13 protein-coding genes are annotated in these 14,607 nt (G+C 70.0%); 8 read left to right on the forward strand and 5 right to left on the reverse strand.

The genetic code is table 11. The features are described from left to right. Positions 1-33 precede the first annotated feature (33 nt). Together MEBOL_RS07630 and MEBOL_RS07635 are read right to left on the reverse strand one after the other, a co-directional pair. A complete protein-coding gene (locus tag MEBOL_RS07630) occupies positions 34-2,319 on the reverse strand; it encodes a glutamine amidotransferase (protein ID WP_095976792.1) in 2,286 nt (761 codons plus the stop codon). A gap of 4 nt (positions 2,320-2,323) precedes the next feature. Further along, positions 2,324-3,082, reverse strand: a complete 759-nt coding sequence (locus MEBOL_RS07635; RefSeq protein ID WP_095976793.1) for a DUF4159 domain-containing protein — start codon at positions 3,080-3,082, stop codon at positions 2,324-2,326. Between the two features lie 56 nt (positions 3,083-3,138). Between MEBOL_RS07635 and MEBOL_RS07640 the strand changes: the two genes are divergently transcribed. From MEBOL_RS07640 to MEBOL_RS07655, 4 genes are all read left to right on the forward strand, one after another. Further along, the gene (locus tag MEBOL_RS07640) at positions 3,139-3,399 is read left to right on the forward strand and encodes a molecular chaperone DnaJ (protein WP_095976794.1); all 261 of its coding nucleotides are present in this window, start codon (positions 3,139-3,141) and stop codon (positions 3,397-3,399) included. A 9-nt stretch (positions 3,400-3,408) separates the two neighbouring features. Beyond that, entirely contained in the window at positions 3,409-4,122 is a 714-nt protein-coding gene (locus tag MEBOL_RS07645) for a hypothetical protein (protein ID WP_095976795.1), read from the forward strand. An 82-nt stretch (positions 4,123-4,204) separates the two neighbouring features. Continuing rightward, a complete protein-coding gene (locus MEBOL_RS07650) occupies positions 4,205-5,068 on the forward strand; it encodes a hypothetical protein (protein ID WP_095976796.1) in 864 nt (287 codons plus the stop codon). A gap of 51 nt (positions 5,069-5,119) precedes the next feature. Beyond that, a complete protein-coding gene (locus MEBOL_RS07655; RefSeq protein ID WP_095976797.1) occupies positions 5,120-6,682 on the forward strand; it encodes a beta-ketoacyl synthase N-terminal-like domain-containing protein in 1,563 nt (520 codons plus the stop codon). A gap of 12 nt (positions 6,683-6,694) precedes the next feature. Here MEBOL_RS07655 and MEBOL_RS07660 read toward each other — a convergent pair whose 3' ends face one another. Next, on the reverse strand, positions 6,695-7,420 hold the full coding sequence (locus MEBOL_RS07660) for a DUF6683 family protein (RefSeq protein ID WP_095976798.1): 726 nt from the start codon (positions 7,418-7,420) through the stop codon (positions 6,695-6,697). A gap of 163 nt (positions 7,421-7,583) precedes the next feature. On the opposite strand from MEBOL_RS07660, the gene MEBOL_RS07665 reads away from it, so the two are divergent. The 3 genes from MEBOL_RS07665 (at position 7,584) to MEBOL_RS07675 (ending at position 10,473) form a co-directional block, all read left to right on the forward strand. Next, positions 7,584-9,134 (forward strand): MBL fold metallo-hydrolase, encoded by a 1,551-nt coding sequence (locus MEBOL_RS07665; RefSeq protein WP_095976799.1) that lies wholly within the window; start codon positions 7,584-7,586, stop codon positions 9,132-9,134. 117 nt (positions 9,135-9,251) lie between these two features. Continuing rightward, positions 9,252-9,473: a hypothetical protein gene (locus tag MEBOL_RS07670; RefSeq protein ID WP_095976800.1), complete on the forward strand. Its 222-nt coding sequence runs from the start codon at positions 9,252-9,254 to the stop codon at positions 9,471-9,473. 112 nt (positions 9,474-9,585) lie between these two features. Further along, positions 9,586-10,473, forward strand: a complete 888-nt coding sequence (locus MEBOL_RS07675; RefSeq protein ID WP_095976801.1) for a nucleotidyltransferase — start codon at positions 9,586-9,588, stop codon at positions 10,471-10,473. 34 nt (positions 10,474-10,507) lie between these two features. Here the strand turns inward: MEBOL_RS07675 and MEBOL_RS07680 are convergent, their stop codons facing one another. Further along, positions 10,508-11,596 carry a sigma-70 family RNA polymerase sigma factor gene (locus MEBOL_RS07680; RefSeq protein ID WP_095976802.1) on the reverse strand — a complete coding sequence of 363 codons (1,089 nt, stop codon included), beginning with the start codon at positions 11,594-11,596 and terminating at the stop codon, positions 10,508-10,510. Positions 11,597-11,665: 69 nt separating this feature from the next. On the opposite strand from MEBOL_RS07680, the gene MEBOL_RS07685 reads away from it, so the two are divergent. Then, positions 11,666-14,083, forward strand: a complete 2,418-nt coding sequence (locus tag MEBOL_RS07685; protein WP_095976803.1) for a DEAD/DEAH box helicase — start codon at positions 11,666-11,668, stop codon at positions 14,081-14,083. A 12-nt stretch (positions 14,084-14,095) separates the two neighbouring features. On the opposite strand, the gene MEBOL_RS07690 is transcribed toward MEBOL_RS07685, so the two are convergent. Next, a complete protein-coding gene (locus MEBOL_RS07690) occupies positions 14,096-14,593 on the reverse strand; it encodes a helix-turn-helix domain-containing protein (RefSeq protein ID WP_095976804.1) in 498 nt (165 codons plus the stop codon). Positions 14,594-14,607 lie beyond the last annotated feature (14 nt).

Raw genomic sequence — 14,607 nt, forward strand, 5'->3', positions numbered from 1 at the left:
CCGGTTTCGACCGGGAAGCCTATCAGACACGCCTCAGACGTAGCCGAAGCGGCGGCGCAGGAACCACTCGGAGCCCAGCAGCGCCACGAGCGCCACCAGGTAGTACCAACGGTCCCACAGAGGCTTGTCCTTCGCCCGGCCCACCTCCACCACGGGAGGATCCAGCAGCGGCACATCCCCGGGCAAGCCGTCCTGCGGCAGGCGATACGCCTTGCCCCCGGTGTACTTGGCGATCTGCTCCATCAGCTCGGGCCGCACCGACGCGTCCGAGAGCTCCGGGCCCACGGCGCGCACCGCCACGGCGTCCTCACCCCGGCCCAGGTCCGTCTCGCCCTTCTTCGCCGTGGCCACCAGCTTGTAGGGCCCAGGGGCCGGCGGAGGGAACTCCAGCCGCACCGTGCCATCCGGCCCCGTCTGACCCGTCTGCACCGCCACGGGCCGCTGCGTGTCCACGGACACCAACTCCACACGCACCTGCGCGTCCTGCGCGGGCTGATAGTCCGACGTGCGCGACGCCACCACCACGCCCACGGGCCGGCCCGGCTCCACCGAGGGAGGATCCGCCGTCACGTTGAGCGTCGTCAGGTCCGGATCCCTCACGAGCCAGCGCAGCGCGTTGCCCCAGAAGCGATCATAGGTGCGGTTGGGCGAGCCCTCCTTGTGGGCATTGAAGGCCCAGTACCAGCTCGCGTCCGTGGCGAGCACCAGGGAGCGCCCCCGGCCGTAGTCCCACACCGCCACGAGCGGCGCGTTCTTTCCATCCGCCGTGAGGAAGGGGTGATCCATCAGCACCGTGGCGCCCGGCTTGGCGCGCGTGAGGTTGGCGCCCGGAATGGCGGGCAGTTCCGCCCACGCCGCCTCCGTGCCCAGACCCCCGGAGGCCATGGCCGTCACCGGGTGGCGCATGCCCTCGGGCGTCAGGCGCGCCTTGAAGGGCTCGAGATTGGCCGGGCCCGCGCCCTCCAAGGGCAGGGACTCGTACAGCGTGGGCATGTTCGCGCGGCCCTCGCCCAGCACGCTGTCGCCGCCGATCATCACCAGGGCGCCGCCGTTGTACACGTAGCGCTCGAGGTTGCGCTCATACTGGGCGATGGACAGCGACGAGTCCGTGTAGCCGAAGTTCTGGAAGATGACGACGTCGAAGGTGTCCAGCTTCGTGTCGAAGATCTCCTCCATGGGGAAGGGGATGAGCGACAGCTCGCGCTCCTGGCTCACCACACCCGGATCATCGGACATGGTGCGCAGGATGTAGAAGGACACCATGTCCACGTTGGCGTCCTGGCGCAACAGGCCGCGCAGGAAGCGCTCGTCCCACGAGGGCCGGCCCACCACCAGCAGCACGCGCACGCGGTCGCGGATGACCTTGAGCACGAAGGAGCGGGTGTTGTTGTCGCCCACGGCCTCGTCCGGGTAGACGGGCATGCTCACCGTGTAGACGAAGCGCCCCGTCTGGTCCGGCGTGAAGGTGAAGCCCAGCGGCTTCACGTCGTCCGAGGACTCGAAGCGCACGGACTTGGTGGCCACCACCTTGCCCTCCTGCTTGAGCACCACCGGCACGTCCTGGCCGGAGAAGCCGCGGCCGTGCACCTCCACCTCCACGGTGAGCGAGTTGCGCACGAAGGCGAAGTCGTCCACCTTCACACGCTCGACGGCCAGGTCCTTCAGGGCCTCCTGGCCCACGAGGAAGGTGGACACCGGCACGTTCAGGTCCGCCAGCGCCGCGCGCGCCCGGCCCACGGCGCCGTTGGCGAGCTCCACGTTGTCCGCCCCGTCACTCACCAGCAGCACGCCACCCAGCTTCTTGCTGCCCTGCGCGCCCGCGCCCGCCGAGCGCAGGGCCGAGAGCAGATCCGACGTCCCCGCGCGCGCGGGCTCCTGGGCGAGCGCCTCCGGGGTGGTGGGCGACAGCTCGGGATCGAAGCCGTACACCTCCACCGAGTAGCGGTCCTTGAGCGACGCGAGGCCCGCGGTGGCCTTCTCCACGAAGTCGGCCGCCTGGGCCGAGCGCGTGATGCCGCCGGGCTCCACGGGGAAGTTCATGGAGGCGGAGCGATCCACCAGCACGGCGAGCCGGTTCTTCATCCGCGCCACCTGGAGGTTGCGGATGCCGGGCTCCAGCAGGAAGAAGAGCGCGGCGAGACCCGCGCCCGCGCGCAGGGCCCACAAGAGCCAGCGCCGCATGCGCGAGGGCTCGCGCCGCACGCCCCAGGCCGCCAGGGCCACGCCCAGCCCGACCCCCACCGCCAGCAGCCCCAGCGCCCAGACGGGCAGTGGCGAGAGGCTGACGAGCTTCCAGGCATTGAAGGCAGAGGTGTCCATGAAGTCAGCGGCGCTTGTTGAGGATGAGCGGCAGGTGGACGGCGTCGTCCTTGTAGTCCAGGCAGAGGGCGTACATGCAGAGATTCACCCCCAGGCGCACGGCCAGTTCCCGCTGGGGCTCGCCCCCGGGAGACACGTCGAACTCGTAGTCGCCCGACTCACTGCGGCTCCACGCCCCGGCCAGGTCGTTCTGCGAGTACATCACCGCCGCGCGCTTGCCGATGTTCGCCGCCTGCATCTGCGGCTTGTTGAGCAGCCGCCCCGGGGCGGAGTCCAGGAGGAAGAAGCTCTTGAACACCACGTGCGTGGAGGGCACGTCCTTGAGGGGGCTCTGCGGCAACACCCGCGCCATCTCCCGGCGGAAGCTGGCGTCGAAGCCCTGCCCGTCGCTGCCGTCATTGGCGTCCGCGAGGAGGAAGCCGCCGAAGGTGAGATAGCGCCGCAGGTTCTCCACCTCCGCGGTGCTGAAGGGAGGAAAACCCCCGTCCCCGCCCAGGTAGAGGAAGGGATACTCGAAGATGTCCGGGCTGGAGAGCGAGAAGGGGCGGGCATCCGGCAGCACCTCCACCGAGGTACGCCGCTGGACTTCCCAGGTGATTCGTCGGAGTCCCGACAACCGGGCGTCCCATCGGCCCCCATGCCGGACCACGGCGGGGATGAAGCGGCTCTTTTCACCAAAGGCGGACGCACGTCTGGACAGCAGCGGGACGAGCGCCGCGCTCCCGAACAAGAGGTGGCGGCGGCTGAGGGGGCGCACGGGCATGGGGGACCGTATATACCGTCGACTCGCCCTTGCATTCCCCGCTATACAGGGGCCCCATGGCGAAAGGCGGACAGACGCCCCAAGACCCTGCTTCCCCCCGGATGCAGGCGGCATGGAAGCTCAAGGACGCCGGCGACGTGGTGGCCGCGCGGCGCGCCGCCCTGCACCTGCTCGCGGACGCCCCGAGCCCCGACGACGCGGCGCAGGCCCGGGAGCTGCTGCGCCGCGGTACCACGGCCCCCGCCCTCTATGGCTTCGCGGCCCTGGCCGCTTTCCTCCTCGTGCTGCTCGTGGTGCTCGCCACCACGCGCTACTAGGACATCCGCGTGGACGCGTACCTCGAAGCCCTCAAGGCCTATCAGACCTTCAATCCCGCCGGCTGGGTGGCCCTCTACCGGGTGCTGCCCATGTGGGCCGGCATCGTGTCCTGCGCGCTCGGACTCGTGCTGATGCTCGCGGGCGGCGGCCCGCTCTTCCGCATCATCGCCGGGCCGCTGGGCGGGCTCATCGGCCTGGCGTGGACGGGCGTGCTGCTCGGACGCTTCTCGCTCAGCATGGACCCGCGCGTGCCCACGCTCGTGGCCGCCGCGCTCACCGCCGTGGGCTTCCTCTTCCCGCCCGCCATCATCTATCTGGGCGTGGGCATCCCCCTGGGCCTGCTCGGCGGGGAGATCGCCGGGCCCAATGACTTCATCCTCGGCTTCGCGCCGGGGCTCATCCTCGGCGGACTGGTGGCGGTGGTGCTCGCACGCCCCGTGTCGGCCATCATCACGTCCTGCATCGGCGCCTGGATGCTCGTCATCGGCGGCATGGCCGCCCTGCACCAGTTCAGTGGATTGGTGGGCGCCCTGGCCCGGCAGCCCTGGGGCATTGTCCTCGCCGCGGCCCTCTTCGCGATCGCCGGCAGCATCTATCAGATCCTCGTGCGACCCTCGCCCGAGGAGGTCGAGAAGCAGCGTGCCGAGCGCCAGCGGTTGAAGCAGCGCAAGGAAGAACAGAAGGCCATGGAGAAGCGTTGGAGTGTGCCCCGGGGCAAGTAGCCACCGGGCGTCGGGCTTTACCAGCAACAGGGCCGCGCGTAGAGTCCGCGCCCCTTCATCCTCCCGGGGACGAACGACACCGATGGGCCAGGCCAGACGCAAGGAGAAGCACCCCGAGGCCAACGAGCCCAAGTCCTCGTCTTCCGAGGAAGCCACCTCCAAGGACACCGGAGCCGGGCCCCATGTGGCCTGGAAGAAGCCCGAGGGGTTGTCGGGGCGGGGCTGGGCGGTGCTCTGCGGGGTGCTCGTGGCCCTCCAGTTCCCGCTCATCCACTATGCCCTGCTGCGAGGCGAGGCGCCCACCACGGCCCAGGTGCCCTACGCTCAGGACTTCTCGGACCCTGGCGTGGTGAAGCGCGACTTCTTCTCCACGGGAGGCCTCTGGCGCGTGGTGAATGGGCAGTTGCTGTCGCCCGGCGTGAAGAACAACCCGCTGTGGCTCCAGGCGGCGCTCCCCCAGAACGTGGCCGTCGAGTTCGACGTGCGCTCCGAGTCGCCCGAGGGCGACATCAAGGTGGAGCTCTTCGGCGACGGCACCGACCATGCCTCCGGCTACATCTTCATCCACGGGGGATGGAACAACACGCTGTCCATCATCGCGCGGCTGGACGAGCACGGCGCTCCGTTGACCTCGCTCCAGGCCCAGGCCCGGCAGGTGGCCGAGCAGCGCGGTGCCTCCTCGCAGGCGGGGCTCGTGGACACGGGCGTCTTCAAGAAGAAGACGCACATGCGCGTGGAAGCGCGGCCCTACCCCGTGAAGCGGGGGCAGACCTATCACTGGCGGATCGAGCGCCGGGGCTCGCTCCTCCGCTGGAGCATCGACGGCAAGCCGTTCATGGAGTTCGACGATCCGATTCCCCTCGTGGGAAAAGGTCATGACCGTTTCGGGTTTTCCAGTTGGGAGGCCCAGCTCTACTTCGACAACCTGAAGATCGAGCCGCTCTAGCGCTCATCCAGGGGCCGCTCCCGCGGCGAACGCAGCATCAGGGGAATCAACGTGCGCAGAGTTGGAATCTTTGGCTGGGGAGTGGTCGCGCCCCGGTCGCGGAACATCGAGTCCTTCGAGCAGAACCTGGCCTCATCGGAGAGCTGGCTGTCCGCGTTCAGTGGCTTCGGGCCGAACAACTTCCTCGTCGGCCAGCCGGACTTCGACTTCGCCGAGTACAAGCCGTGGGTGGACGCCCGCTTCCCCGCCACGCGCTTCGCCCAGCTCGAGAAGAAGATGGGCCAGCCCACGAAGATGGCCATCGGCTCCTTCATCCAGGCGCTCGGACAGAACCCGGGCCTGGAGCAGGAGCTGCAAGCGCTCGGGCCACGCACCCACGTCTACGTGGGCACGGGCCTGGGCGACCTGCCCACCATCCATGACATCACGCTCAACCTGCACCGCGCCCAGCGGCGGTGGGACCGGTTCTGGGCGTCGCCCGAGCGCAACAGCGCCCTGCGCCACTGGCTGGAGACGCGCGAGCCCCTGCCGGGTCTGCCTCCCGAGCCCACGAGCGTGGAGGAGAACGACCGGGACGTGGCCGAGGAGGCGTGGTGGCATTTCTGGGCGGCCCAGTCCGCCGAGCTGCGTGACTACCTCGCCGAGCAGAAGGAGATCGAGGGCCTGGGCGTGGAGAGCGGCAACGTGGAGGCCGCCAAGCTCGCCGTCATCAAGGAGAAGCGCACGCGCAACCAGCGCCTGCAGAAGAAGTGGGGCGCGCCCGAGCCCCCCTGGAACGCGGTGCCGGCGGAAATCCTCTGGAACATCCACAACATGCCCGCCGCGCAGATCTCCATCATGGGCAAGCTCACCGGCATGAGCTTCGCGCCCGTGGCGGCGTGCTCCTCGTTCGGCTACGGGCTCAAGCTGGCCCTCGACGCCATCCGGAGTGGGGACGCCAAGGCCGTGGTGCTGGGCATGACGGATCCGCCGCCGCACCCGCTCGTGGTGGGTGGCTTCTACAACGCACGCGTGGTGAGCGCGGACGGCGCCGTGTCCAAGCCCCTCACCCAGCTGCGCGGCACGCACGTGGCCGGGGGCTCGGTGGTGTGGATCCTCGGAGACCTGGAGCACTTCACCGCCAAGGGCCTCAAGCCCCTGGGCATGGAGCCCCTCACCGTGGGCGTCACCTCGGACGCGGACCACATCATCACGCCCTCGAAGGAGGGCCCCACGGTGGCCATCCACGAGGCCCTGGGCAAGGCGGGCCTGAAGCCCGAGGACATGGGCAGCTGGGATCTGCACGCCACCGCCACCCCCGGCGACTTCCTGGAGATGGAGACGCTGCGCGCGGTGATGCCCGAGACGGTGCTGGTGACGGCGCGCAAGGGCACCTTCGGCCATGGCATGAGCGCCGGCGGCGGCTGGGAGCTGACGGCCCAGTACCTCGGCTACGCGCGAGGCCAGGTGTTCCCCACGCCCCTGGGCGAGGGCGAGCTCAACAAGGAGATTGGCCGCGTGCACGAGCGCTACGTCTTCGACCAGGCCGTGGCCTCGCCCCAGGGCTGCGCCGGCAAGCTGTCCATGGGCGTGGGTGGCATCAACGCCTGCGTCATCTCCCGCCCCTGGCGCTAGGCGCCGCGTGGCTCAGTCGATCCACACCGAGTCGCCGTCGGTGTGGATCCGCTCCGGGGTGATGCCCATGAGCTGTTCGAGCAGGGCCCGCGCCAGCTCGCGCGCCGTCTTTCGATCCTTGTCGCGCCCCTCGTTGTAGAGCCCGAGGATGATGGAGCCCGAGAGCACGGCGGACTCGTACAGCTCCTGCTTTTCGCGATCCGACAGCCGCCGCTCCTTGAGCCCCAGGGCGAAGCCGGCGTTGAGCTGCATCAGCATGCTCTTCTGCTGCTCGGGGGTGAGCCCTCCGCCCTTGAGCGCCTTGTAGGAGGACAGGAAGAGGTGGTTGAAGGCCCCGGCCAGGTTGTTCTTGAGGCGCGGGTCGTCGTTGCGATCCAACAACTGCTCGTACTCGCGCAGCAGCGTCAGGAGGGCCGCCTCGAGCTGGCGGCGGGTGTCCGCGTCCAGGCCCGACACGCCCGAGGCGACGCGCTTGGGCATGATGGGGTTGCCCACGGTGCGGAACGACGACACCGACAGGGGCAGCAGCACGGGGGAGACGGCCTCCTCCTCGCCCCGGGAACGCGGCTCCTGCGGCCCCCCCTTCTTGGGGAAGGCGAGCTTGAAGCCCCCGCTGACGAACAGGGCGCTGTCGTACTCCCGGTAGGCGCTCGGGGGCCGGGCGCCCGCGCTCCCCACTCCCCCCAGGAGGGCACCCACCGTCGCGAGGACGGTGACCTTCCTGTAAACACCCTTCATGCCCCCTCCGATAGCTGGAACGAAGAATCCACCCGGCACCTGCCTCCGTCTCCAGCCCACGGTCCCGGTTGCGCGCGGAGCATCATCGGAAAGAAGGGGGCGGGCAAGCGGTCCGCGTCAACTCTCATCACCGGTACTTTCGTCCTGGTAGGACCACGAATTTATGCGTCTGTCCCTTCACCGGGGCGTCAGCCTCGCCGTGCTCGCCTCGGCCCGCACCGAGGCCGAGCACCATGAAGACCTGGGTTGCAGCATCCAGGGCCCCACCGCCCGGCCCGTGCGCCGGGCCCAGGCGGCGCTCAAACAGCGGCTGGCGGAGCTGGGTCCCGAACGCGCCCTGCGCGAGGCGAAGTCCCTGGTGCGCTGGCTGGAGGAGACACCCCGATACGCCGCGCTCTGCACCGAGGGCCGCCGCCGCCAGGGCCGGCGTCCGCTGAAGCCAGAAGTCCTCTTCCCCGACGCGGCCAGACACGCGCCTCGCGTGCTGCACCTGCGGCGCGATGAGCAGGGGCTCGACTTTCCCGTGAAGGCGCGCGAGTGGCCCGTCCTCGCCGAGCTCTTCGCCACGCTCGCGCGAGGAGCCACCCCCGCCGAGCTGCGCGCCCTGTCCGCCCGGCCCGCCGCGGGCGAGTTGCTGGCGGACCTGTCGGGCGCGGGCTGGCTGGAGCGGCATGAAGGCACCGTCCCCGTGCCCACTCCGGGCGCGCTCTTCATCGGCCACAACACCGTGCTCGTGACGAGCGCCCAGGCACGCGTGCTGGTGGATCCCTACTTCCGCCCCGCGCACGCCCTGGATCTGCCGGACTACCCGCCCATGCAGCCCAAGGACCTGGGGCCCGTGGACGCGGTGGTCATCACCCACTCGCACGGAGACCACTTCCACCTGGGCTCGCTGCTGCAACTGCCGCGCGACACGCGCATCTTCGTGCCCGCGGTGGAGCGCGAGAGCCTGTTCTCCACCGACTGCGTGCTGCGGCTCACCCAGCTGGGCTACACACGCGTGGAGCCGCTGCGCTGGGGCGAGGAGCGGCGGGTGGGGGACATCACCGTGCGCGCCCTGCCCTTCCACGGCGAGCAGCCCACCGACGGAGAGGGCCTCTACCCGGGGCTCTTCAACGAGGGCAACACGTGGCTGGTGCGCGCGCCGGGCTTCTCCGCGGCCTTCTTCGCCGACGCCGGACATGACGTGCGCGGGGACATGGAGACGGTGTGCCGCGGCTTGCGCGAGGAGGCCCCCGTGGACGTGCTCTTCTGCGGCGTGCGCGGCTTCCGGCTCGAGCCCCTCTTCTTCGGCTACACCACGCTGGACGCGTACCTCGTGGACGTGCCGCTCGAACTGCTCACCCGGCCCCAGCGGCTCATGGCCGGGCCCGAGGAGGCCCTGCGCTATGGCGAGCTGCTCGGGGCGCGCTACGTGGTGCCCTGCGCGGACGGAGGCGCGCCCTGGTACTGGCGCGAGGGCATGGGCCCCCGCTACCCGGGCTACCCCGGCGAGCCCGTGAGCGGCGCCAGCACCCGGGACGAGAACCCGGACGCGGACCCCTACCCCGAGCGGCTGGCCCAGGTCCGAGCGCGGGACAAGGGAGCGCCCCGCGCCCTGCTGATGCGCCCTGGCGAAGCGGTGGCGTGGCGCGGGCGCAAGGCCCCCGAGGTCGTCCAGTACTCCGGCTTCCGTTGGCCCTTCGGTGGCCCCCCCGGCGCCCGGTCGCCCTGAGCCCCGGGCCAGGTCGAGGGGCGAGCGAACGAGCCCGCGCGAGAGGCCTCCACCTGCGGTCTGACGCGGCAGGACAAATCCTGAATGCCTCACGCCATTGTCGAAGGGAGGCAGGACATGAAGGGGCGCACGCGCGTGTGCAAGAAACACATCCGGCAGGCCGGCTGGAGCATCACCAACGAGGGGCAGCGGGAGAAGGGCTATCACCTGGAGCTCCATGGTCCGCGAGGAGAACGGATGAAGGTCGACGCCGCATCCGAGTCCCTGGCCTATCGCCATGCGGAACGGCAGGTGAGCGGCGCCGAGCCTGGCACCGCGCTGTGGGCCGCGCGAGCCTGAGCCAAGGCGACCGACCGGGCAGCGGCCAGCCAGGCGAGGGGCACCTTCCTCCACCCTGCGCCTGGCTGCCCCCGCCCTTACCTTATCCCGACAGGACAACCGAGGGCCGGCCATGAGCGATACCGATACCCAGACGGCGGGACATGACACGGACGACAGGGGACACGACAAGGGTCCCCAGCCCCAGCGCGCCACCCCGCCGCTGATGCCGCGGCCGAGCAAGGCCCCCCCACCCATGCAGGCGGACCAACGTCCGCCCATCGAGCGGGGAGCGCATCTGCTCGCGCTGAGCGCGCTCAAGAACGCGGAGATTCCCTTCGTGGTCGCGGGCGCCTATGCGCTGCACCTCTATACGGGCATCTACCGGGACACCAAGGACCTGGACCTCTTCCTCAAGCGCGAGCACGTCGAGCGCGCCATGGAAGCCCTGGCTGGCATGTCCTTCCAGACGAAGATGCACGACCCCGTGTGGATCGCGAAGGCCTTCGCCAACGACGAGTACTTCGCCGACCTCATCTTCAGCTCGGGCAACGGCGTGGCGGTGGTGGATGACCTGTGGATCGACCGGGCCCATCCGGGCATCGTCCACGGCCTGCCCATCCTGGTGGCACCGCCCGAGGACATCATCTGGTCCAAGTCCTTCGTGTGCGAGCGCGAGCGCTTCGATGGCACGGACATCAACCACCTCATCCTCGCCTGCGGCAAGCAGATGGACTGGAATCACCTGATGATGCGCTTCCAGCCGCACTGGGAGGTGCTGCTGGCGCATCTGACCTTCTACCGCTTCGCCTACCCGGGCCAGCGCGACCACGTGCCCCAGTGGGTCTGGGAGGAGCTGCTCGAGCGCGCGCGCCTCCAGGAGAACGAGCCGGAGAAGAAGAAGCTGTGCCGGGGGATGATCATCGCCCAGGGCCAGTACCGCGTGGACGTGGAGCACTGGGGCTACTCCGACGCCCGGCTGGAGGAGGTCCCCACCTTCCGCGACTACAAGAAGGGCTGAGGGGCCCGGCGGGGTCGCGCCGGGGCCCCGGGCCCTACCCCTTGGGAACCGCCACCAGATCGAAGTCCGGAATGTGCTCGCGCATGTACTCACGCATCCGGTTGATGAGCGCGGCCTCGATCTGCCGCGCCCGCTCGCGGCTCACGCCGTACTTGTCGCCAATGTCCTGCAGGGTCAGCGGCTCGTCGGAGATGAGCCGGTGCTCGAAGATGTAGCGCTCCTTGCCCTCGAGCGACTTCGAGAAGTCCTGGAGCTTCTCGCGGAAGAGCGCGCGCAGCTCCTCGTTGCCCAGCCGCTCCTCGGCCCCTTGCGACGACGAGGACGGCAGCAGCCGGTCTCCCCGCGTCGCCGTCGAGTCGTCCCCACCCACCGGCGCGTCCAGGGACACCTCGTCGTGCCCGAGCCGCTGGTCCATCTCCACCACGTCCTGCTCGGTGACGTTGAGGCGGTCCGCCAGCATCTTCGGCGTCACCTCGAAGCCCTGCGCCATCAACTTCTCCTGCTCCTGGCGCAGCTTGAAGAAGAGCTTGCGCTGGGCTTCCGTCGTCCCCAGCTTCACCATCTTCCAGTTGTCCATGATGTAGCGCAGGATGTAGGCGCGTATCCACCACGCGGCGTAGGAGCTGAGCTTCACCCCTCGCTCCGGGTCGTACTTCTTCACCGCCTGCATGAGCCCGATGTTGCCCTCCTGCACCAGGTCCAACAGGGACAGGGGGTTGCGGTGGTACTCGTGGGCCAGCTTCACCACCAGTCTCAGGTTGCTCGCCACCAGGCGGTAGGCGGCCTGGACATCTCCAGTGTCACGGTAATGCCGGGCGAGCGACACCTCCTCCTCGCGCTTGAGCAGGGGATGGCGGTGGACCTCATTCATGTAGGCCTGGAGGGGGTCCGTCCGGGTGAGCGACGCCTCCCCTGCCTTCACCAGCGCCGAGGGCCTGGCGGCCACCGGCGCCTCCAGCTCGGCATCCACTTCCTCCAGCTCCTCCAGGAGGGGTTCGAGGGCCTCCGGCTCGACGGCCTCCGCCTCCACTGCCTCGGAATCCTGGGGGGCCGGGGCCTCGGCGGGCTTCTTCGCCCGGCTCCGGGAGCCCGTTCCCGCCGTTTTCTTCCTCCCAATCGCCATGCGGAGTTCCTTAAGCAAAGTGCTCCGATTGTTGCCAGAGGGTAATGCAGGGGTTATGCCCCCTGCTTGATGAGTGACATCGATACCCCGGAACAGCCGGGCACCCCGGCCGAAGCCTCGTCCCGCCCCGCCGAGTACGTGGCGGACGTCAGCTTCGATGATCTGAATCTCTCCGAGCCGTTGCGGCGTGGCATCGCCGAACGGGGCTACACCCATCCCACCCCCGTGCAGGCCAAGGCGTTCGGGCCCGTGGTCGCGGGGAGGGATCTCATCGTGCGCAGCAAGACGGGCACCGGCAAGACGGCCGCCTTCGGCCTGCCCCTGCTCGAGAAGCTGTCGGCCGAGGACAAGCGCGTGCGCGCGCTCATCCTCTGCCCCACGCGCGAGCTGGCGCTCCAGGTCTCCGAGGAGCTGAGCGCCCTGGGCAAGTACAAGGGCGTGAAGGTGGCGGCCATCTACGGCGGTGCCTCCATGAAGCAGCAGGAGGACGCGCTCGAGGAGGGCACGCAGATCATCGTGGGCACGCCCGGCCGGGTGTTCGACCACATCAACCGCGGCAACCTCAAGCTCGACGGCTGCACCCACGCGGTGCTCGATGAAGCCGACGAGATGCTCAACCAGGGCTTCTACGAGGAGGTCACCCGCATCCTCGACCGCCTCCCCAAGGACCGGCAGGTGCTGCTCTTCAGCGCCACCGTGCCCACGGACATCCAGAACCTCATCGCCCGCTACACCACCAACGCCGAGACGCTGCTGCTCTCCGGCGACGTCTTCACCGTCGAGCACATCCACCACATCCGCTACGACGTGTCGGACGAGTACCCCAAGCCGCGCAACCTCATCTACGTGCTGGAGGCCGAGGAGCCCAGCAACGCCATCATCTTCTGCAACACCCGGGATGACACGGCGCTCGTCACGGCGGTGCTCAACCGCAACGGCTTCGACGCGGACCTGCTCAACGGCGACCTGCCGCAGAAGGAGCGCGAGCGGGTGATGGCCAAGGTGAAGCGCGGCGAGGTCGCCTTCATGGTGGCCACGGACATCGCCGCGCGCGGCATCGACATCTCCGGCCTCGAGTACGTCATCAACTACTCGCTGCCCGAGGATCCGGCCGTCTACCTGCACCGCGTGGGCCGCACGGGCCGCATCGGCAACAAGGGCACGGCCATCAACCTCTTCTCCGGCCGCGAGCTCGCGACGTACACCACGCTGGAGAAGAAGTTCGGCATCAAGTTCGAGAAGAAGCAGATGCCCGCGCCCGAGGAGGCCGTGCGCCTGTGGGCCGAGCGCCACGTGCGGGAGATCCGCGAAGCCGCCTCCGGCTCCATCTTCGAGGGCTTCCTGCCGCTCGTGTCCCACCTCAAGGGGCGCGCGGACTCGGATGACCTCATCGCCTTCCTGCTCAAGTACTTCTTCAGCCACCTGCGCATGGAGAAGGCCAAGGCGAACGAGGAGAGCGGTGCCCAGGCCGCCGCGCCCGCGCGTGCGCCCGAGCCCCGCCGCGAGAAGCGGGGAGACCGCGAGCGCCCGTCGTCCCGCCGCGAGGAGCGGGGAGGCGAGCGTCCGCCCCGTCGGGACGAGCGCCGCGCGGAGCCCTCCGGGGAGTCGCGCCGCGAGGATCGGGGTGCCGACAAGCGCCGCCGGGAGCGCCCCGAGAGGGGCCCCTCGCGCATGGACGCCGCCGCGGGCGAGGTGAAGCTGTGGGTCAACCTGGGGAGCGAGGATGGCCTCGGGCCCGGCAGCATCGTCACCGCGCTGGAGGAAGCGGGCGCGCCGCACAACAAGGTGGTGCGCGCGGACCTCAAGCCCGGCTTCGCCTATGTCTTCATCGCCGAGGAGGACCTGGCGGCGTTCGAGGCCCTCAACGGCAAGCCGTACAAGGACAAGTCCCTCAAGGTGGAGAAGAGCCGGCCGCGCGGCGAGCGGGATCCCAACCGGCCCCCGCCCTCCCCCGACGCGGGCCCCGGCGAGGTGAAGCTCAAGTTCAACCTGGGCACGGATGACGGCCTGGACGACGCGACGTTCATCGCCGCCCTGGAGGCCGCTGGTGCCCCCGCGGGCAAGGTGAACAAGGCACTGCTGCGCGGCCACTACGGCTACGCCTACGTGCCCGAGAGCGAGTCGCAGGCCTTCGAGGCGCTCGACGGCAAGCCCCACGGCGACAAGACGCTCAAGGTGGACAAGCACCGGCCCCGCGGCACCCGCGAGCGCCCGCCCCGCCCCGAGCGCACGGAGACGCCCGAGGTGCCCGGCCAGGCCCGGTTGTGGGTGGGCCTGGGCCGCGCCGACGCCGCCGACGAGGCCGCCGTCACCAGCACCCTGGAATCGCTCGGCGCCCCGGCCGGCAAGGTGCTGCGCGTGGAGCTCAAGCCGACCTACTCCTACGTCTTCATCGCCGAGGAGGACGTGCCCGCGTTCGAGGCGCTCCACGGCAAGCCGCACGGCGAGAACAAGACGCTCAAGCTCGAGCGCGCCCGCCGCAAGTAGCCCCCCTGGGCGTCAGGGCGGAGGAGGCCTCGCCGCCTTCGCCGCCCGGCGCTCGCGGTGGTAGTGCGCGCCACACAGGCCCCGAGCCAGCACGGCCCGCCCACAGTCCGCCACCTGGCACCGGGGCGACTCGGCGGCGGGAAGGCCCTGGGCGGCGCGCTCGCCGAACAACACCCGCGCCACCTCCAGCAGCTGGTCCACCTCGGCGCGGGACAGGGCGCGCGCCCGGGCGAAGTCCACCAACCGGTGCGCCCCGGCCGCCTCTTCTTCCTCCACCCGGAAGAGCTCCGCCAGCGGCACGCCCAGCGCGAGCGCCGCCTGCACCAGCGTCTCGTAGCTGGGGCTGCGCTCACCGCGCTCGAGCAGCGAGGCGAAGCTCACGGAGATGCCACACCGGGTGGCGAAATCCTCCTGGGTGAGTCCCCGCCGCTCGCGCAGCGCGCGGATGCGCCGGGCAAGCCCCCGCAAGGGCCCGCTCGTATCCTGGACTGGCGGGGAATTGGAGCGCATGGTCAACCCATGTT

Origin of the sequence: Melittangium boletus DSM 14713 (assembly GCF_002305855.1) — a bacterium.
Taxonomy (GTDB): domain Bacteria; phylum Myxococcota; class Myxococcia; order Myxococcales; family Myxococcaceae; genus Cystobacter; species Cystobacter boletus.